The following is an 18680-nucleotide window of genomic DNA, read 5'->3' as shown; positions in this document are numbered from 1 at the left end:
GAAGTGTCACAATATGAATCACACAAAATGCCGATTCGGGAATCCCCGACATCAGATGTGTGCATGCCCTAGGGCCTGCGCCGGGACGACACCGAATATGTGGAGGCGGTTCGGGCTAAGGCGCCTACGCCTCGCCCTCGGTATCAAACATCGCGGCGCTCATGGCTTCCGCGGCGGTCTTGCCGGCCCAGACCACGAACTGGAACGCGGGGTAATAGCGTTCGCAGGCGTGGATGGCGCCGACCAGCATGGCTTCGCATTGCGCGGTCGAGGCGGTGAGCCCGTTCGGCAACACCAGCGCCTGCCGGTACATGATCATGCCGGTATGGGTCCAGATGTCGAAATGGCCGATCCATAATTGCTCGTTGATCGCAGCGATCAGCCGCTGCACCTTGGGCCGGCGCGCGGGTGGAATCTTCATGTCGAAGGCGCAGGCCAGATGCAGCGCCTCGATCTCGGCCATCCAGGTAAAGGAGAGCTGATAATCGGTCCAGTCGCCCTTGGAGACGATGGTCACCTCGTCTTCGCCGGAACGTTCATACGCCCAGTTATTGTCGCTGGCGATGTCCTCGACAACCGCGAGCGGGTTGTTCGGGGAATCGATAATGCCTTCGAGGAGGGACATTCCGTCTCGACCTTGCCATTTCACGTGAGTTGATACGCACAACGGGGACCGGCGCGCGCGGGAGGTGGTGCGTCGCGGCCGACTGCAATCCCCTGATCGTTCCTGACCTTGTTCTTGATCGTCCCGAGGCTTGCCGGCTCAAGTGATGTGATTTGCGGAATCTGCGCAACCGACCCCGGAGTCCGTCCACAGCCAATGCGCAGGCCGTCCACAGCTCTTCGTGGTCGTAATTATTAATTTGAGAACAAATCGGAATCGGATTCTGTGGATTGGAGTCGGCCGCCACCGGAAGAGCACCGGCCCGCCACAATGGTTAATTTTTTCTTAACCTGAATTGACAGCCGCTTCGGCCAAGGCGCATATTTTTCCACAGGGTGGATACGACCTGCTGCTTGCGCCCCTTCGAGGGTACGGTGAACGTATCGAGCCGTTCGAGGCCTCCTTTGCCCAGCGAACGAGTCAGTAACGCAAGCGCCTGACGCATCTTGTTCGCCAATGCAGAGGACGTATCCCATGCGCGATTTTCGCGATGCCAAGGCTATGGCGCATTCGTTGCGCGAGGCTCTCAAGGCCAAATCGGTTTCTCTCACCCACAGCGAAAGCCTGGAACTTGTCGCCAGGACGTTGGGCCTGCCCGACTGGAATCATCTCGCGGCGCGAATTGAGTCGAGCCTGCCTCAACTCGTTCCGTCCGGGGCAATACATCCGGCAAGCGTCGCGGTAGGCGCTGCTATCCCGATCGTGCCGATGCGGGACCTCGTGGTGTTTCCGCAGATGGTCGCGCCGATTTTCGTCGGGCGTGAAAAAACCCGGCGCGCGATCGAGCGCGCGCTGGCGACGGACCGCCGCGTGCTCGTGGTCACGCAGCGCCGCGCGGCCGACGACGATCCGCAACTGGATGCGCTCTATCCGGTCGGCGTTACCGCTGACGTGATCAATCGCGTGGCGCTGACGGACGGAACGCTCAAGCTGGCGATCTCCGGCCTCGAACGCGCCGCGGTCCGCAAGCCCGTCGCGGAAGAATTTCTGGCGGCCGAGATCGCACCGATCGAGGAGAGCAACGGCCAGACCGACAAGGCCGTTCTGTTGTCGCGCCTCGTCCTCGACGCCTACCGGATGTTCGCCAACGTCGATTACTCCAATGTACCGCCGCAGCTTCAGGCGCGTCTCCACCTTCCTGACATCGGCGATCCCGGCCTGCTGGCCGACACCGTCGCGCCGCTGCTGCCGGTCAGCATCGAGCAGCGGCAGCAGCTCTTGGAAACCAGCGATGTCACCGCACGGCTTGAGGCGATCCTCGACCTGATCAAGGCGGCTCAAAAGGCGGCCTGAGGTTGAATGCGAAGTGGCCGGCTCTCGCTCGTTTACCTCGCCCCGCTTGCGGGGAGAGGTCGGATTGCGGAGCAATCCGGGTGAGCGACTATCTTGATTGTCAAGTTGCATTGGCGTAGGCGGCACGCGCGTCGCGTGCTTTGGCGTTGAGGCGGACGAGCAGTTTGCGGGCCAAGGCGATTCTGATGACCATCTTTTCCTTCCCGGCAGCGACGAGCCTTGCACGGAAGTCGGCCAGGGATTTGTCGTAGCGCGCAGCGATTGCGGCGACGAGGAACAGAATCGAGCGCACTCCGGCGCGGCCGCCCCGGATATGGCGCTTGCCCCTGTGCTTGCCACTGTCGTCGGCGAGCGGGGCGAGACCTGTGAGCTTGGCAATGGATTTGTTCGAGTAAGTGCCGATCTCCGGCAGTTCGGCGTGGAGGCGGGCCACGGTGCGGCCGGCAACGCCTTTAACCGATCGCCAGCTCTGTGCAAGCAGTGCCCACAACGGATCGTCGTCGATCATTGAAGCGATCTCGCCTTCCAACGAACGCGACTGGCGTTTGAGCAGCGCGATCACCTCGTCGATGCTGGCCAGCATCTCGGGGTTATCAAGCAGGCTCGCTCGGCGCTGCTTCTGGACGGTCAGATCGTCGGTGACTTGCCTGAGCCGTGCAACCAAGGCCTTCAGACGCTGCTGGGCCGGGCTCGGCAGCGGGGTTGGAGCAAGGTTCCTGGCCGTCGCGAAGCGTCGGTCTTCTCCAGAACCCCCATCGCCTCGGCATAGCGGCGCACGCTTCGCGGGTTGGTCAGGGCACAACCCAGACCTGCCTGCCACAGCTCGAGGAACGCCCGACGCTCGTAACCGCCGCTCGCCTCCATCGCCACCAGGCTCACCGCATGCCGGCGACAGAAGGCCGCCAGTTCGGCGATTCCCAACGTGTCGTTGTCGAAACTGGCGAAAGTGCCTCCCGGCTCGATGTGGGCATCAAGCCTGGCCTTCGAAACATCCACTCCACAAATGATCTTGCTCACGGTAACCTGCCTTGTTCGTGCGATTGCGCTTCAAGCGACTGTTCGGTCGTACGTGACATGGCGAAGATCCCAGAGCTCACCCACGGTTGATGCCGGAGGGGGATAGCGGGCGACATCGCCACGCGCTTTGGCCGGCGGCCACCGGCCAAAGCGCTAAGTCGCTTCCATCGCACAAAATTGCTCCCGTGCAGATACAAGGGGGCACAGGTCCCTCAATTGGCGCAAGCATTCGCGGAGAGAGCCCCTCACCCCAACCCTCTAAGAGCGAGCTTCGCTCGTCTCGACCCCGCGAAGAGCGGGGAGAGGGAGAAGCGGAGGCTGCCCTGTCCCGCCGTCATGGGGATCATGCAGATTCCCGGTGCTGATGGAGCTTGCCGATGCCGCGGCCTTTGGTCATATTTGCCGACAGGTCGTCCATTCCGGGCGGCCGATGTTCTCAGGGCGGGGTGAAAATCCCCACCGGCGGTAAGGGTGACGTAGCCCAAGCCCGCGAGCGCCTTCTTCTCGGACTTCCACGGGGAAGAAGGGTCAGCAGATTCGGTGTGATTCCGAAGCCGACGGTTAAAGTCCGGATGAAAGAGAACGGTTGCGGCGGCCCGCGCGTTTGCGTGGGTCAATCGTCGTTCCGTGTGCCCTGATTCTGGTCCTGAAAGAGGAAAGCCATGAATCAGATGTTGCAAGAGCCTGAAGCCCAAATCCAAGAAGCCCAAACAGTGGAATCCGAGGTTAGGGTTCCCGACACGCCCGAGCGCCCGCCGGCGCCCGTGCATCCGCGTTTCGTCAAGCCGCAGCGGGTCGCCTTCGTGCAGGCGTCCTGGCACCGCGACGTGGTCGAGGAATGCCGCATCGCCTTCCTCGAAGAGATCGAGGCGCGGCATATCTCGCGCGCGCAGGTCGATCTGTTCGAGGTGCCGGGCTCGTTCGAGATACCCCTGCATGCGCAGTTGCTCGCCAAGACGCGGCGTTACACCGCGATCGTGGCGGCGGGGCTGGTGGTCGATGGCGGCATCTACCGCCACGAATTCGTCGCCGACACCGTGATCAAGGCGCTGATGGACGTGCAGCTGAAGACCGAAGTGCCGATCTTCTCGGCGGTGCTGACGCCGCAGCAGTTCCACGAAAGCGCCGTGCACCACGATTTCTTCCGCAAGCATTTCGTCATCAAGGGCATCGAAGTCGCCGAAGCCTGCGCCAACACGCTGCACAGCCTGGAGCGGCTGCGCGGCCAGGTCGCAGCGGGGATTACGGGGTGAATCGTAGGATGGGTAGAGCGCAAGCGAAACCCATCATCTCACCTAGTCGCAAGTGATTGATGGGTTTCGCTTCGCTCTACCCATCCTACGACCAGGTCGCGGCGGCGACGTTATGCCGCCGCGGCCATAAGGAAATTTCGCAAATAGAAAAAAATCACAGCAGGAAACGAGGGCCATCATGACCGGACAAAATCCACCCGATTGGCTTGGCCTGACAGGCCGCGTGTGCGTGGTGACGGGCGGAGGCGGCGGCATCGGCCGCGCCACGGCGCTCAGCCTTGCGCAGGCCGGCGCCCGCGTCGCCGCCATCGACCTCGATGAGCGCGGCCTTGAAACCACGCGCAGTGAGCTGCGCCAGTTTGGCGCCGGGCATTTCGTCGGGCGCTGCGACACCGCGAATGCCGAGAGCGTTGCCGGCGTGTCCGAGGCGGTCGAGCAATCGCTCGGGCCATGCAGTGTGCTCGTCAACACCGCCGCGGTGCTGCGGCCGGGTGGCCTTGAGAATCTGACGCTGGCCGAATGGAACGCGGTGCTATCGGTGAATCTCACCGGCTACTTCCTCTGCGCGCAAAGCTTCGGCCGGCAGATGCGGAAAGCCGGGCGCGGCAGCATCGTTCACGTGTCGTCGATCGCGGGAAGCCATGCGCAGGGCCAGAGCGGCGCCTATAGTGTCAGCAAGGCCGGCGTCATCATGCTCTCGCGCCAGCTCGCCAGCGAATGGGGGCCGGCAGGCATCCGCAGCAACGTCGTCAGCCCCGGCATGGTGATCACGCCGATGAGCCAGTCGTTCTACGATACGCCCGGCGTCACCGAACGCCGCTCCGCCGTGGTGCCGTTACGGCGGGTCGGCCTGCCGCAGGATATCGCGGACGCCATCCTTTATCTGGCCAGCGACCGCTCGTCCTACGTCAATGGCGACGAGATCACCGTCGACGGCGGCTACGCCAATATGCTGATGAATTTGGTGCCGCGACCGGGATTTGAGTGACGAAGAGGTGGTCTTGCGCCCCCTCATGCACTGCTGATCTCTCAATCGCGCTCGTTCGATTTGTGCGATGCGCGACGCGTTCTGCGCAATGCTGTCGCTCGTCTGCTCGCGTGCGGTCTCTTTCAGCTTAGGGTTGCCAAATCCGACCGCGCTCCACAAAAAAACAACAATCCGGTCAGCTAATGGCGTGGCGCATCGAGGGACATGTCATGGTGCACCGCACCGACGTCGCCGGGGACCGTGTGGGGCAGGCAAGCCCCGGCAATGACCGCGTGTGCCGCGCTGCACTGAAAATCGTCCCCGCCTCGAAAACAATCCTTCGCCCGGACCTCTGCCGCCTCTCAGTCAGGCGGCATGAAGTGCTGCCGTCTCGCGATGGTAGTCCCGCCGGTCCATGCCATCCATCTCGAACTGCCGACCCCATGAGGCTTTGATACCTGAAGAGGCTTTGACACCGGAACATCCTGCAAGCGTCGCGACGAAAATTCGACCCAACGAACAAACACAAAGGGAGGATGCAGATGATTTTCTACGGACGATCTGTTGTCGGCTGCGCCGCGCTGGCGGTGGCTGCCCAAGTCGCTGTCACTGTCACCGTCTCGCCGACGCGCGCCCAGAACGCAGCAGCGCTGAATGCCGAGGCGGCCATGAACGACTGGCCGACGTATCACGGCACTTACAAGTCCTACCATTACAGCGGCCTCGAGCAGATCAACGCCGGCAACGTCAAGAATCTCGAAGTCGCCTGGATGCATTTTCCGGAACGCGCCACCCGCGGCCTGCAGTCGACGCCGCTGGCCCTTGACGGGGTGCTGTACTATTCGGGCTCCTACAGCCGTGTCTACGCGCTGGATGGCGCGACCGGCAAGACGATCTGGGCCTATGCGCCGGAGCTCGACGAGGAACTGGTCGCCAAGCAGACGCACTCGCCGTACAATCGCGGCATCGCCATCGGAGGCGGCAACCTCTATGTCGGCACCGTCGACGGGCGCCTGATCGCGCTCGATCTGAAGACCGGCAAATCGGTGTGGGACACCAAGCTGCTGGATTCCAAGAAGGTGACCGTCGGCTTCACCGGCGCACCGCTGGTGGTCAAGGACATGGTGATCATTGGTGCGCAGGGCGGCGAGTGGACCGGTCGCGGACCGATCTTCGGCGTGGACGGCAAGACCGGCCAGAAGAAATGGGAATTCTTCACGGTGGCCGGGACCGAAGAGGCCATGAAGACCTGGGGTGGTGACTCCTGGCGGACCGGCGGCGGCGGTGGCTGGATGCCCGGAACCTATGACCCGGAAACCAATTCGGTGTGGTGGGGCACCGCCAACCCGGCGCCGCTCTACGACTGGTCGGGTGCGGACTGGAAGAAGAGTGGGCCGCGGCCGGGCGACAATCTTTATACGACATCGGTCATCGCGCTCGATCCCGATACCGGCAAGCTCAAATTCTATCATCAGGAGCTGCCGCACGATGCCTGGGACTTCGACTCTTCCGTGGGCGAGTTCGTCATGCTGGAGCGCGGCGGCAAGAAGCTCGTCGTGCATGCCAACAAGAGCGGATACGTCTTCGTCTATGATCGGTCCAACGCCAAGGTCGAGAACGTCTGGGCGCTGGTAAAGAACATCAACTTCGTCAAGAGCATCGATCCGAAGACCGGTGAACTGATCGGTCGCCGCGACCTCGTCGAAGGCAAGGTGGACCCGCCTCTGTGCCCGGCCATCGCCGGCGGCATCAGCTGGAACTCCGGCGCCTACAGCCCCAAGAACGGGCTGTTCTACCGGATCGGGCAGGAGTGGTGCATGGAGATGAGCGTCGAGAAGACGACGCCGATCCTGGAGCCGATGGCCCAGCTCAACATCGGCGCCACGTTCAAGATTGTGGCGCCGCCGGACGGGCCGGCCCGTGGTCATCTCAGCGCCCGTGATCCGGTCACCGGCGCCAAGAAGTGGGAGGTCGCCTACAAGCAACCGCCGCTCGCCAGCGTTCTGGCCACCGCGGGCAATCTGGTATTCGTGCCGGACGCCGAAGGTGTCGTGCACGCCTACAATGCCGACACCGGCGAAGAGCTCTGGTCGCGCAACAACGGCATGGGACATAATGCCGGCATCATCAGCTACATGGCCGGTGGCAAGCAGTACGTCGCCGTACCGGCGGGCTGGGGCAGTCTGGTGGCCGATGAGTTCGTCGCGCTCTATGGCGAGCCCTTCAAGAGCATGTCGAAGAATACCGGCGCTCTGATTGTCTACGCACTCAGACAGTGATGGCGGCGCGGGCGGCAGGGATCGCCTTGCCGCCCTTGCGGTCAAGGCCCTGCCGATCTTGCGATCAATGCGTTGTCGCCCTTGCGATCAGTACGGATGATGGAATGCGAATACCGTTGCTAGTTGTTTCGGCCATCATCTGGCCATTTCTGTCGACCGCCGCTTTTGCCCAACAGGCTGCAAATCCGCTGCCGCAAGCCGAAGCCTCGCCTGACGACATCGAGGGCGGGAAAATGTTCGCCACCACCTGCGGCTTCTGTCACCAGGAGGGCGGCCGCCATGCGGGCAGGGGTCCGAAGCTGTCGAAGTCCGAGCGCAGCGATGAATACCTCATCGAGCGCATCAAGAAGGGCAAGGTCGGCGCCATGCCCGCCTATGGTTCGGTGTTCAGTGACGGCCAGATCATCGCGATCCTGGCCTACATCAGAGGGCTTGATGACTAGCGCGCTCTCGAGCGACGTGGCGAGCGGCCCGCGTCGCTTGGCCCGATATGCGGCAAGTCTCGCGTTGCTGATGCTCTGGAACGCGCCGGCGGGTGCCCGCTCGCTGGAAGCCGTCATCGAGCGCGGTGCGTTGACGCTCTGCGCCAGCCCCAACGCGCTGCCGTTTGCCAGCAAGTCCGGACCGGTCCCGGGATTTCAGATTGAACTCGGCGAAAAAATTGCCGAGCAACTCGGGGTCAAGCTGACGCGGGAGTGGGTGATCAGCGCGATCCAGTATCGCCGCGCCGATTGCGACCTCGTGCTCGACGTCATCGCCCGCAAGGATACGCCGCCCGCCGGCGGTGTGCGGACGTCGCGTCCTTACCATCGCAGCGGCGTCGTGCTCGCGGTGCGCGGCGATTCTGAGGCGTCGTCGCTTGCCGGTCTCGGTCCCGATCAGCGGGTCGGGGTCCCGGTCGGCTCGGTGGTCTCGATGACGCTCGCCAAGGGCGGCGTCGCCACATCACCGTTCGCCTTCGAGGACGATATTGTCGCGGCGCTCGCCAATCGCGAGATCGAGGCCGCGGCCGTCACCCCGATGACGGTCGGCTGGTTCAACCTGCAGCACGCCGACAAGCCGTTGCGCCTGATTCCGGCGTTCGGCGACGATCAGGACCTGAACTGGAATATTGCCGCCGGGCTGCTTCGCCCCGACGACCAGCTGCGCGCGCGTGTCGATGCGGCGATCGAGGCCCTGCTGGCCGACGGCACCATCGCGCGGATCTATGCCCGCTACGGCATCGAGCTGCGACCTCCGCAGTGAGGCGCGGTATCGCGCGAGATGGCCCGCGCCTGCCCGACGGGAAAACACTGGCGTGTTGTTACCACGCAGAGGCAGGCGCCGACTTCCGAAAATGAGCCACATCGGACATGCACGGTTCGCTTGCGAATCAAGCGAATGAGCAATGCGCGTCGCTCCTGATGCAACCTTGAGATTGTTGACCTCCAACTCCGACTAGTTGCAGATGGAAATCCGTGGTTTGCCGTTATTGCAAACAATTGGAAGTTCCATCATCGCGCCCTGACGACGGGCGCGGGCTGTGCTCCACCGAAGGGCTGCTAATAAGACGGCAAGGTTCCGAACTGGCCGTTCATCATCCAGGCAGCTAAGGCCGTCGGTCGGCGAGTCATCCAAAGAGAAATGCGTTCGTGGCTTGGGCCGATTGCGCCCATCGCTGGTTTGCGCCGTGTCTCTTGCTTTCGCAAAGTCGGATTTCAAGTGTTTATTTCTCGCAGCGACCAAACTTTTATAGATTGTAGTTAGATGCGTTACGGCGTGTTGGCAGGAATTGCGTTGCTTTTTCTGGCCGGCTCGGATTGCAGTGCAGCGGATCTTCCGCAGGCCATCCAACGAGTTGAAACAGAAACTGAAGCGCCGAACACGACGCCCCGAGAACGCTCAAACTCTGTATATTTCTTTGCCGGGCGTCTCTCAACAACGAGTTTGGGCTCAACCCTCCGGTTCAATCTGGATCATCCGTCAAACGAGATAACGTATGACAACTATATAGCCGGCGCTGCCTACACTCGCGACATTTACCGGTTGGGTCTGGGCTTTACGCTTGGTGCGGAAATTGGAGGCGCGGTAAGAGCCGGTTCGTTTGCGTTGTGCTGCAATCCTGTCGTGAAATCGTCTTCTTGGGTAAATTCGGAAGAGTTGTGGATCGGACCGCGCATCAGTCACGAAGGTTTTGTTTTCTTCAATACGGTTCGTCTCGCAGGAGCGACGACGTGGGGGCTAAGTTTCGCCAACAATTCGATCGGCTACGAGCGAGGGCGCGAAATCGCGTGGAGTGGTTCTGCACGCACACTTTTCTATTTCGGTCCTGAAATAATTGTTGCGCTTCAGCAGTTCCCAGACTTCGAATTTGTTTATCGCCTTCACCATCGTTCTGGAGCCAACGGAAAGCTTGGCAATCTGCGCGAAGGTTACAATGCCAACGTATTTGGCATTCGCTATAAATTTTGACTTGATGGGCTTGCGAAGCCCTTACTGCCGAAAATCTTCCGATAGGAAACCTCGCTCGGCGCGTCCGCTCACAAACTAGATCTGCCATGTCGGCTGTCGGGGCACTTATCTGGCCTGACAGGCTAGGCGGACCATGTGTGTTCTTGAGGGCAAAGCGAACTTCCTCAGTGCGCGCCGCGATTTCCGGGTTTTTCCCAACTGAGACATTGGCGGGGCTTCTGCCCCGCGTTTTTCTTTTAGGACCACGGCGGCTCTTCGCTCGCCCCGGCTGCCTCGTGGTGGGTCGTGACACCCGCCGAACGCAACCCGGTCAGCAATACTGTTCTCACAGAGGCAGGATCAAATCCAATTTCCTTGGCGTTTGGTGGATGTGCCTCGCTGTCCTTCAATCGGAGCGCCAAGTGCAATTGCTCGCAAAGGTGCTGAACGACGCGATTGACCTGATCGTCAGTCATGATCGGCTTCTCCTGCTACGATTTTGCTACCCAACCAGATAGCACACATGAAAATCGGGCGGTACGCGATTGGACCGCCCCAAGGATCCAGCCCACGCGATTGCCCATGGGCGAGCCCCCAATCGTCCGTCTGTCGGGCAGATCGGAAGTGACTAGCGGCGACTAGAACGACGCTTTTAACCCTGAGCGGACCTGGGACTGATTAGCGCGTGAGCAACTCTGAATTTGCGTGGGCCACGCGCCTAGTACGGGAGACAGTCGGCACTTTTAGACATCGCGTCGAACCGATTGCGTGGCTCAATTAACGTGTGGAAAGTTGAACGTCATCATGGGTTATTGACGGTTCAGAACGGAAATGACCGCAGCGGCGAATTGAGCTTTAACCTAATGCCGACAATCGGTCTGTCGATCTGGCAGCATATAGGCCTATCGCGAAGCGGAGGCCAGCGGTCGTTCGTCGCTACGCCGGAGAGATTTCAATCCGATAAATTTCCATCTTCTGGCCGATGCCCTTCAAGTTCTCGTAGTCGCGCGACGCCGGTCGTCCTTTGACGATGTCACTGACGCCGGGCGCTTCCATTACCGATTCTGTCAGGCAAACTTCGTTGACGCCGGCGAGACCTTGCACGCGGGCGGCGATGTTCACGTCCTGCCCGAAGTAGTCAATCCGGTCGTTGAGCCTTACGGCGATGGCTCTGCCTCTGTGCACACCGACCTTAAGGCCGAGCGGCCGTGAAGCGGTTTGGTTGAACCGTGACAGTTCTTCGACCATCTCGATGGAGGCAAGAACGGCGTCCTGCGGACGCTCGAAGCCAGCCATGACTGCATCCCCGATCGTCTTGACCATGATGCCAGATCGCTCCCGAATGATCTTGTTCAAGATGTCGAAATGCTGACGCACGAGAAAATAGGCATTCACGTCGCCAACGCTTTCATACAACGGCGTGGAATCCTTTAGATCGGTGAACAGATAGGTAATGTCGGAGACTGCCAGGCTCTCCCGCTCATCCACCAATTGTGTCTTGTAGAGTTCGCCGAAGCACGGGGTGAGCAGCAGCCGCCTACCGGAAAGAAACGGCTCATACTCGACCAGATGGGGCTCGAACTGGTAAGGGTACTGGAGGAACCAGAAGCGGCCGCGATCGCGCGTGCGGTTCTCAATCTGAATGATGTGCTTGCCTGGTCTAAGATCGGCCGTCTGTCGAAACGCAAAGCGCCCATCGCCAAGTACCATTTCTCTCGGCCCAGTCGGCCGATCCGGAACTGTGAACCGACCCGACTCGAGCCGGACCTGCGTCCCTTGGGGTTCTGCCGGTTCACCGGTCGCGAAGAAAACCAAAAGTAGCTTATGACTGAGATCGAGCACCTCGAAACGGCCGGCCGTCACGTCAAATTCGAAGCTCCTCTGCTGGCCAGCCTCGATGTCGGCAAATCCCCGCGAGAGTGCCGCGACGAGTTGCTCGTGCGTCATTCCGTGCGGAGGCTTGAAGCCCTTGGAGAAGTTATAACGCAGGTAGTAGTCCTCCACGGACAGCATCTCAGGATGACGAAATACGATATCGCGGACGGTATTCGAGACCGTAAAGGTGACCTGGATGTAGTCATCTAGCGTCACATCGTTGAGCGCGTTGCAGAACTCGCACTGGAAACGTGGATGAACCTGGTCTAGCTCTCGAAAACTGCCTGCGACCTGCGGGCAATAGGCGCAGGTGAGTAGCCACTGCATCTCGAACAGGCCCACCTTCGCGGCGTGCACAAACAGCTCAATTCCTTCGGCTTCACTTAGGCCGGTAGCAGTCGCGTATTGGACAGGATTGACGCGAAAGAGGTCATAGTCGCCGGCGGTGCGGATAAATCTCTCAAGGCCCGAAAGAATATGCGGCTCCCAGCTCGCTATCGAGTCGAGCTCGGTGAGGCGCTGCCTCAGAAGGCTGTCGTTGACTGGCGATAGCTCTTTCATCTCGATGTGCAACCTCGTTGCATCTCAAAAATTCTACACCGCAATTGATCAAGCCATTCGACACTCGCGCGGCAATCCGGTACTCATCCCTCTTCGCGCGATGGCGGGCCGCCGCTGATAACCCATTCGTTTGAACCACGTTGAGTTCTGGTCGCATCGGGTCATGCGCATAGGCTGTGCTGATCCCAAGAGAAGCGACCAAACTCAATCCCATTATGCGAGCTGCGATCAACCGGTACAGACGCGGCACGGACCCCTGTCGGTTCGCGCGTTGCCTCCGCTCCGCTACTGCGTGCATGCCGATGACACGGAATTATACCACGTGGGCATTTCCCTTGAGACTCACCCTTTTGGATTACCCCGTCGTCTTCGCGGTCGCGTACAGCCGGACCGGGAGACTCTGGAAGTGCGATTTCCGAGACAAGAAGGTGATACGGACATTCGAGGCAGTCTCGGACGTTCTGAGTGCTGCGAGTGGAGCAACCAAGGTACTCAAGCGCGATAAACACGAATCCATGATACAAAGCGGCTGATACCATGAGCGACGTTAGTTGAACGGTGAGATCACCGACGGGCGATCATTCAGCGCATGTTCCGCTCCTGGCACAAAGCATCAGTTATAGCGGTGTAGCGACATGTCCGGAGTCGGGTGTACACCGGAAGTGGTCGGCACAGGGCCAAAGTGTCGATTTTGACCGTAAACTGACTTGGAAAATCTCGCGCGACGTCTGCTCATCGGGGCAATGCAGACTTGCAGCCCAGCCGGCGAGGATGGCGGCCCGCACGACTTCCTGTCGTTCATGCGAGATCATCCAGCAACGCCCTCGCATTCCGCAGGTCTGGGCTGTCGAACCCCTCACTGAACCAGCCGTATATCGGCGCGACCAGGTCGTACGCCGCCTCTCGCTGGCCCTGCTGCTGCCAGAGTTGCGCCAAGACCGTGGCGGTCCGCAATTCCAGAGACTTGGCCTTTTGGTGTTGAGCGATCTCTATGGAGCGGCGAAGGCACGCTTCCGCATCCCCCGTCGCCCCCCTCGTGAGCAGCAGTTCACCGTGCGCCCTATGGATCTCGGCCTCGAGAAGCCTTTCGTGAAACGTGCGAGCATGCTCCGCGGCGACCTTGATCCAATCGAGGCCCGCCGCGATGAGGCCTGCCTTTGCACACGCATCCGCTAATCCCACGGTCCGTGTCGTAGCGAGCTTGGCGCCCAGTGCCTGCCAGTCGGCCAAGCCCCGTTCCATCTCGGCGATACCGTCATTGGCTCGACCAAGCGCCGCGCGAGCTCGGCCTCTCGTTATCATGACGTAGGCAGTCCACTGCGGGAAGCCGTACGCTGCGCAGATAGCTGAGGACTCGTCGGCGCGTTCTAATCCCCGAGAAAATTCGTGACGATCAACGTGTAGCGCGGATGCGAGGCCGAGGGTCATGGCGTAAATGAAAGGGTTGGATAGCCGCTCGGCATCGGCCAACGCCTTGCCGATCAATGTGCTCGACTTGTCCGGATAGCCGAGGAACCATAGCAGCCACGAGCCATAGGCTTGGCAGAGCACGCTCGGATCCTCGCCGTAGATGAGGATCTCCGCGTGCGCCTTGTCGACATCCCAGAGGTCGATGGCCTGACGAAAGCTTTCCCAGCCGGACTCAAATTCGCCGCGAAGAAGCAGGGTACAGCCTTGCGCCCGATGAGCGAGCGCCCGACGCGTATCATTGCCCTGGGCATCCGCCAGGGCCACCAGTTCGGCGCTCAGCTCTTGCGCTTTCAGCAGCGGTTTTCGCAGGAATGCGCTGTTCCAGAGGCCGCGCAGTGCGGTAAAGCGGTGCGGAGTCTCGGTCACGCGGTCGCACAGGTCGCGCGCGCGGCCGTAAATGCCTTCGACGTCAGCGGCCATGTAGCCGCGCGCCGCGATCGTCGGCACGCCGAGGGCGATGAGCAGCTCGAGCTCCTGCCGATCTCGCTCCGCTCCCTCCGATTTCGCCCCCAGCAACTCCAGTGCTTTGGTGTAATGCGTGATCGCTTCTTCGTTGGCGGAACGCGCCGCAGAGCGCCGTCCTGCCCTCAGGCCATAAGCAATGGCATCATCGATGAGCCCCGCCTGCGCATAGTGATGGGCGAGAAGTTCGGGTTGGGTCTCAACGATTTGGGGCGTCAGCTCCGTGATCGCTTGAGCGATGCGGCCATGGAGCTGTCGACGCGTTGAGCGCAGGAGGCTTCGATAGGCGGCATCCTGCACGAGCGCGTGCTTGAAGATGTAGGTCGCTTCGGGTAGCACTCCCCTGGGAAAAATCAGGTCCGCCTTGCTGAGCTGGTCGAGTGCGTCCTCCAGCGCCTTGTCGTGAACCGGCGCAACGGCATCCAGTAGCTGGTAGGAAAACTCTCTTCCAATGGCGGCCCCGATCTGGGCGATCTCCCTCACGGACGCAAGGCGGTCGAGCCTGGCCATCAGGCTGTCGTGCAACGTTCCTGGAATCGCGAGAGGAGGCAGCGGGCCGTGCAGAACATAGCGGTCGGCGGTTTCCTTGAGGAGCCCCGATCCCAGGACTGCCTTAGTGAGCTCTTCCACGAACAGCGGCACTCCGTCGGTCTTCGCGATGATCTCGTCCCGGACGTCGGCTGGCACCAGCTTGCGATTCGTTAATCTGTCGATCATTGCTGCCACATGGCGCTGCCCCAGCCGATTCAAAGCGAGTGCTGTCACGTGGGGATAGTGGCCCCACGGCACTTCGAACTCGGGACGGAACGTGACAATCAGCAGGACCGGCCAGCGCTGCAGCCGGTCAATGGTCCGCGTAAACAAATCAAGCGTCGTCGGATCAATCCAGTGTGCATCTTCCAGGATGAACAATACGGGGCATTGCTTCGCGAGGCCGCCGAGCAGATCGATGAGCGCCAGTAAAGTGCGCTCCTTCTGCTCTCGCGGCGTGAGGCTGGGTGCCACGTACCGGCCCTCGAACGACAGCGACAAGAGCGTCGCGAAGAGTGGCGCAACATGACCGATCGTCGAGAACGAACGTTTTAGAACCGGTTCCAACTTGTCGAGCTTGGTCTCGGCGGGGTCGTCAGGCGCAATCCCCGCCGCGCGCTCGAGTTGGGAGATCACGGGATAAAACGGGCTATTCGTATGATGAGGCGAGCACTGATACACGATGCGCGTATGAGCCCCGTCGACGATCTTCTCCCGCAGCGCCGCGACGATCCGCGACTTGCCAATTCCGGCCTCGCCGGACAAGAGGATGACCTGACCTTCGCCATTTTGCGCCTGAACCCAGCGGTCCATCAGAAGGTCGACCTCACGTTCGCGGCCAAAAAAACCGGTTGCACGCTGAGCCTGCCCGGCCTCGAAGCGACTTTCGGCCGTGTGTTCGCCAACGACCCGCCACGACGGAACTGGGTTGGCCATTCCCTTGAGTAATCGCGGGCCGAGATCCTCGAGGTCGAATATCCTGCCGAGCAGCTGTCTCGTTCCGTCGGCGATGACAACGGCATTCGGCTCGGCGATACCCTGCAGGCGGGCTGCAAGGTTGGGCGTCTCGCCGATGACCACCTGCTCCTGAGACGAACCTTCACCCAACGTCTCGCCGACCACCACAAGACCGGTGGCGATGCCCACTCGGACCTCTAGTCGCGCCTTGGTCGGCAACATCAGCTGGCTGATCACATCGACGACTGCGAGTCCCGCTCTGACGGCGCGTTCGGCATCGTCTTCATGAGCCCTTGGATAGCCGAAATAGGCCAGCACGCCGTCGCCCATGAACTTCGCGATAAAGCCGTCGAATCGACGGATCGCCCGGACGCACGCGTCCTGAAACCCCCGGATAACCTCCCTCAGGTCCTCCGGATCGAGGCGACTCGAAAGCGCCGTCGAGCCGGCCATATCGCAAAACATAACCGTCAAGTGACGGCGCTCCGCCGCCGGCGGGGCCGGTTCAAGGCCCGGCGGCTCCTCCGTCGCAACGGCACCTCCTCGAACCTCCCGCGCAAGCCCCACGCCACATTGGCCACAGAAGCTGGCGCTCGGCTCGTTCAGCGAGCCACAAGCGGCGCAGGTCAGCGCAAGCGGTGCTCCGCATCTGCTGCAGAACCTGTTCCCCGCCCTGGTCTCGGCCCCGCAGCTCGGACACCTCATGGGCTTCCCCCGGGATGGCTCGGCCCGATCATTCTAGCACAGGCCCGACCCTCCATCACGGTTCCCTGGCCATAGGGATGAACGGCCAGGTCGCAGCGGAAGGAGCGACGACTCGAGGCCCTTGGCCGACGGCACCATCGCGCGGATCTATGCGCGCTACGGCATCGAGCTGCGACCTCCGCGGTGAGGCGCGGTATCGCGCGAGATGCCCCGCGCTTGCCCGATGGGAAAACACTGGGGTGCTTTTACGTATGGTGAGTCAAACGACGCTGCGGAAAATGTCTGGTGTTGGCCGTCGGGCAAAACGCGTCTGGCACTTTTCGGACCTGGACTGCCGAGCCGATGATGTCCATTTGCCGCGGTAATGCGGACCACACGGAGGCAGGCGCCGACTTCCGAAAATGACCGGGAACGGATGCGGACCGTTGGCCGCAGGCATCCCCGACAAAGGAACGCCGCTGGTTCAGGCGCGTTGAAAAAAGCGAAGCAAATCCATTCTGCCCGGTCGTGCGTAAGCGTGGGAGGGACTGGACATCAGAACCGGCGTCCTGCCGCTTCCGACCTATCTGATTCTGGCGGGAGTGGAGCGCCGCATAAACAGGGAGCGCTCCACTGCATAAACGAAGGACTAGCCTTACTTTCCGCCCCTGGGCTTTATCCCCTTCAGCGTGCCTTGCGGCTCTGCGATTCCCTCGGCGATCTTGTCGAGGCCCATCCGAATTCCCGTTCCAGCAAGGAACGAGCCTACAACGACAGCGATATAAACAAAGCCGCCTGATACAGCGTCAAGTTCGTGGTCAGCGAGAGGACGCATCGTGTTCAGTTCTGCCGAATAGGTCTGCATGACTAGCTCCACCATTTTGGTTGGGGTCGGGATCATCCAGACCGTGCAATGATACGTAAAGCAGGTGCGGGAAGGGTGCTGTGACTAAAGTCACACCCGCACTTTGCAGGCGGTGATTGGCGAGGAGGGCCATGCATTGGCGCATCGACGGGCTCAGCATGCGTTGAGCATTGGGTCGAGCGCGCGTCACCTGTTGCGATCTCCATCAACCTTGAGCCGTTTCGGACGTGCCCGACCGCGCCGACGATATTCCGTCCTTGTGATAGAAAGGATATGATGGAGCGGATATGATCCGGGACACTCAGTCCCCGGCAGCGCGCCAGACGCATGCCCTCATGGGTTCGCTCCTGGCGATGTCGAAGATGTCGGCGGACTGTGAAGTAGTTTACAGTCCTGTGTTGTTGGCCCGGGCTAGGATGGCGGAAGGCTTCTTTCTTGAAGGAGGCATCAGATGCTCGAGACATTCAAATGGAACTCCAGATATAACGCTCGCGGATGGGTGACGATGGCTGGCGCGCTCGTTGTGCTCCGCGCCCTGAATGCATTGCGACAGAAGGGTGAAAGCAAGCGAAGGCCGCCACTCTGGAAACACTTCGACGACACCCATCATTGGGACTCAAGTGCGGAAGAATGGGTTCCCAACGACGATCGTGATCGTGCAACGCATCATGCGTCCCGCACGCCGAATTCCGAGACTCAGGATCCCTCGCGCTGACGGGCCCGTCGAGCGGTGCGGGTGCGACAAGCGGCTGGATCGGGATGTGCGTTGCTGCTGGCCGCTTGATAGTGGCCAAGCGATTGCCCGGCGTGGGCTCAAAGCCACCGGGTCGTTCCACACGGATGGCAAGCCGCCGGTGTGTGGGCGGGGCTACTCATACGCGCCGCCGACCTTTCCGGCCCGTCGCTGTGCGACAAAACAACCCGACGGCCACGCCCGGCGTAGCCTTGGCGACCTGTCCGCCGTAGCTCAACGAGCGAAGGCGGAAGTCGGGCAACTAATTTCTGATTACCAAAAATCGCGTCAAGCCCCAAAATAAAAAATATTTCGCGTTTACAGAAGATAAATCAGGTGCATATGTTTCGCCATCCCGTCCCACTCAGAGGGCGTCGGCCGTCGTCACGGACGTTGGACGGGTTGCGATGGACGCTGGTTTGCGCTGAGACGACGGCGCGGACGGGCGTACGGCAAAGGCGCGTGGTCCTGACGCTCGCGATGGTGGCGTCAAGTTCTTGAGAGGCTAACGCTTCTTGGGGGCGACGGAGGCAAGAAGCCCGTTCTCCGGGGAGATCGCGTTATAAGCCGTAAAGCCATTGCGCAGGGAAGGCCGGGTGTTCTCCGCTGCCCTGTATGCTCGTGTGCACTTTGTTTTGT

13 protein-coding genes, 2 pseudogenes and 1 riboswitch are annotated in these 18680 nt (G+C 61.1%); of the genes and pseudogenes, 8 read left to right on the top strand and 7 right to left on the bottom strand.

Annotated features, from left to right (window positions below):
• Positions 1–124: 124 nt before the first annotated feature.
• A complete protein-coding gene (locus JQ629_RS36245) occupies positions 125–625 on the bottom strand; it encodes a type III secretion system chaperone family protein (RefSeq protein WP_212416697.1) in 501 nt (166 codons plus the stop codon).
• Positions 626–1138: 513 nt separating this feature from the next.
• On the opposite strand from JQ629_RS36245, the gene JQ629_RS36240 reads away from it, so the two are divergent.
• A complete protein-coding gene (locus JQ629_RS36240; RefSeq protein WP_212416696.1) occupies positions 1139–1957 on the top strand; it encodes an LON peptidase substrate-binding domain-containing protein in 819 nt (272 codons plus the stop codon).
• Positions 1958–2057: 100 nt separating this feature from the next.
• Here the strand turns inward: JQ629_RS36240 and JQ629_RS36235 are convergent.
• Positions 2058–2974 (bottom strand): annotated as a pseudogene (locus tag JQ629_RS36235) (IS110 family RNA-guided transposase).
• Positions 2975–3402: 428 nt separating this feature from the next.
• Positions 3403–3562, top strand: a riboswitch (FMN riboswitch).
• A gap of 74 nt (positions 3563–3636) precedes the next feature.
• Between JQ629_RS36235 and JQ629_RS36230 the strand changes: the two are divergent.
• The 6 genes from JQ629_RS36230 (at position 3637) to JQ629_RS36205 (ending at position 9924) form a co-directional block, all read left to right on the top strand.
• Positions 3637–4227 (top strand): 6,7-dimethyl-8-ribityllumazine synthase, encoded by a 591-nt coding sequence (locus JQ629_RS36230; RefSeq protein WP_212416695.1) that lies wholly within the window; start codon positions 3637–3639, stop codon positions 4225–4227.
• 178 nt (positions 4228–4405) lie between these two features.
• Positions 4406–5215 (top strand): SDR family NAD(P)-dependent oxidoreductase, encoded by an 810-nt coding sequence (locus JQ629_RS36225; RefSeq protein WP_212416694.1) that lies wholly within the window; start codon positions 4406–4408, stop codon positions 5213–5215.
• A 521-nt stretch (positions 5216–5736) separates the two neighbouring features.
• A complete protein-coding gene (locus tag JQ629_RS36220) occupies positions 5737–7473 on the top strand; it encodes a pyrroloquinoline quinone-dependent dehydrogenase (RefSeq protein ID WP_212416693.1) in 1737 nt (578 codons plus the stop codon).
• 104 nt (positions 7474–7577) lie between these two features.
• Positions 7578–7916, top strand: a complete 339-nt coding sequence (locus JQ629_RS36215; protein WP_212416692.1) for a c-type cytochrome — start codon at positions 7578–7580, stop codon at positions 7914–7916.
• Positions 7909–8718, top strand: a complete 810-nt coding sequence (locus JQ629_RS36210; RefSeq protein ID WP_212416691.1) for a substrate-binding periplasmic protein — start codon at positions 7909–7911, stop codon at positions 8716–8718. The genes JQ629_RS36215 and JQ629_RS36210 overlap by 8 nt, the downstream gene beginning before the upstream one ends.
• A 501-nt stretch (positions 8719–9219) precedes the next feature.
• Positions 9220–9924 (top strand): hypothetical protein, encoded by a 705-nt coding sequence (locus tag JQ629_RS36205; protein WP_212416690.1) that lies wholly within the window; start codon positions 9220–9222, stop codon positions 9922–9924.
• Between the two features lie 236 nt (positions 9925–10160).
• Here the strand turns inward: JQ629_RS36205 and JQ629_RS36200 are convergent, their stop codons facing one another.
• The 5 genes and pseudogenes from JQ629_RS36200 to JQ629_RS36185 all read right to left on the bottom strand — a co-directional run bounded on the left by JQ629_RS36200 (position 10161) and on the right by JQ629_RS36185 (position 17308).
• Complete coding sequence (locus JQ629_RS36200; protein ID WP_212416689.1) at positions 10161–10379, bottom strand: hypothetical protein; 219 nt, start codon at positions 10377–10379, stop codon at positions 10161–10163.
• Positions 10380–10839: 460 nt separating this feature from the next.
• The gene (locus JQ629_RS36195; RefSeq protein WP_212416688.1) at positions 10840–12339 is read right to left on the bottom strand and encodes an adenylate/guanylate cyclase domain-containing protein; all 1500 of its coding nucleotides are present in this window, start codon (positions 12337–12339) and stop codon (positions 10840–10842) included.
• 798 nt (positions 12340–13137) lie between these two features.
• Positions 13138–16233: an ATP-binding protein gene (locus JQ629_RS36190; protein ID WP_283815988.1), complete on the bottom strand. Its 3096-nt coding sequence runs from the start codon at positions 16231–16233 to the stop codon at positions 13138–13140.
• Between the two features lie 105 nt (positions 16234–16338).
• Positions 16339–16464, bottom strand: a pseudogene (locus JQ629_RS38025) (double zinc ribbon domain-containing protein); the annotation flags it as partial.
• 634 nt (positions 16465–17098) lie between these two features.
• Positions 17099–17308 (bottom strand): hypothetical protein, encoded by a 210-nt coding sequence (locus JQ629_RS36185; protein WP_212416686.1) that lies wholly within the window; start codon positions 17306–17308, stop codon positions 17099–17101.
• A 451-nt stretch (positions 17309–17759) separates the two neighbouring features.
• Here JQ629_RS36185 and JQ629_RS36180 point away from each other — a divergent pair, with 451 nt between their 5' ends.
• Positions 17760–18023, top strand: a complete 264-nt coding sequence (locus JQ629_RS36180) for a hypothetical protein (protein ID WP_212416685.1) — start codon at positions 17760–17762, stop codon at positions 18021–18023.
• Positions 18024–18680: the final 657 nt, after the last annotated feature.

The sequence above is a fragment of the Bradyrhizobium sp. AUGA SZCCT0222 genome, assembly GCF_018130205.1.
GTDB lineage: Bacteria > Pseudomonadota > Alphaproteobacteria > Rhizobiales > Xanthobacteraceae > Bradyrhizobium.
This window is presented reverse-complemented; position numbering and strand designations above follow the sequence as displayed.

Excerpts from the sequence above, each read along its gene's own strand:
- JQ629_RS36245 (WP_212416697.1), bottom strand. The coding sequence starts at position 625 with ATGTCCCTCCTCGAAGGCATTATCGATTCCCCGAACAACCCGCTCGCG.
- JQ629_RS36240 (WP_212416696.1), top strand. The coding sequence starts at position 1,139 with ATGCGCGATTTTCGCGATGCCAAGGCTATGGCGCATTCGTTGCGCGAG.
- JQ629_RS36230 (WP_212416695.1), top strand. The coding sequence starts at position 3,637 with ATGAATCAGATGTTGCAAGAGCCTGAAGCCCAAATCCAAGAAGCCCAA.
- JQ629_RS36225 (WP_212416694.1), top strand. The coding sequence starts at position 4,406 with ATGACCGGACAAAATCCACCCGATTGGCTTGGCCTGACAGGCCGCGTG.
- JQ629_RS36220 (WP_212416693.1), top strand. The coding sequence starts at position 5,737 with ATGATTTTCTACGGACGATCTGTTGTCGGCTGCGCCGCGCTGGCGGTG.
- JQ629_RS36215 (WP_212416692.1), top strand. The coding sequence starts at position 7,578 with ATGCGAATACCGTTGCTAGTTGTTTCGGCCATCATCTGGCCATTTCTG.
- JQ629_RS36210 (WP_212416691.1), top strand. The coding sequence starts at position 7,909 with ATGACTAGCGCGCTCTCGAGCGACGTGGCGAGCGGCCCGCGTCGCTTG.
- JQ629_RS36205 (WP_212416690.1), top strand. The coding sequence starts at position 9,220 with ATGCGTTACGGCGTGTTGGCAGGAATTGCGTTGCTTTTTCTGGCCGGC.
- JQ629_RS36200 (WP_212416689.1), bottom strand. The coding sequence starts at position 10,379 with ATGACTGACGATCAGGTCAATCGCGTCGTTCAGCACCTTTGCGAGCAA.
- JQ629_RS36195 (WP_212416688.1), bottom strand. The coding sequence starts at position 12,339 with ATGAAAGAGCTATCGCCAGTCAACGACAGCCTTCTGAGGCAGCGCCTC.
- JQ629_RS36185 (WP_212416686.1), bottom strand. The coding sequence starts at position 17,308 with ATGCAGACCTATTCGGCAGAACTGAACACGATGCGTCCTCTCGCTGAC.
- JQ629_RS36180 (WP_212416685.1), top strand. The coding sequence starts at position 17,760 with ATGCTCGAGACATTCAAATGGAACTCCAGATATAACGCTCGCGGATGG.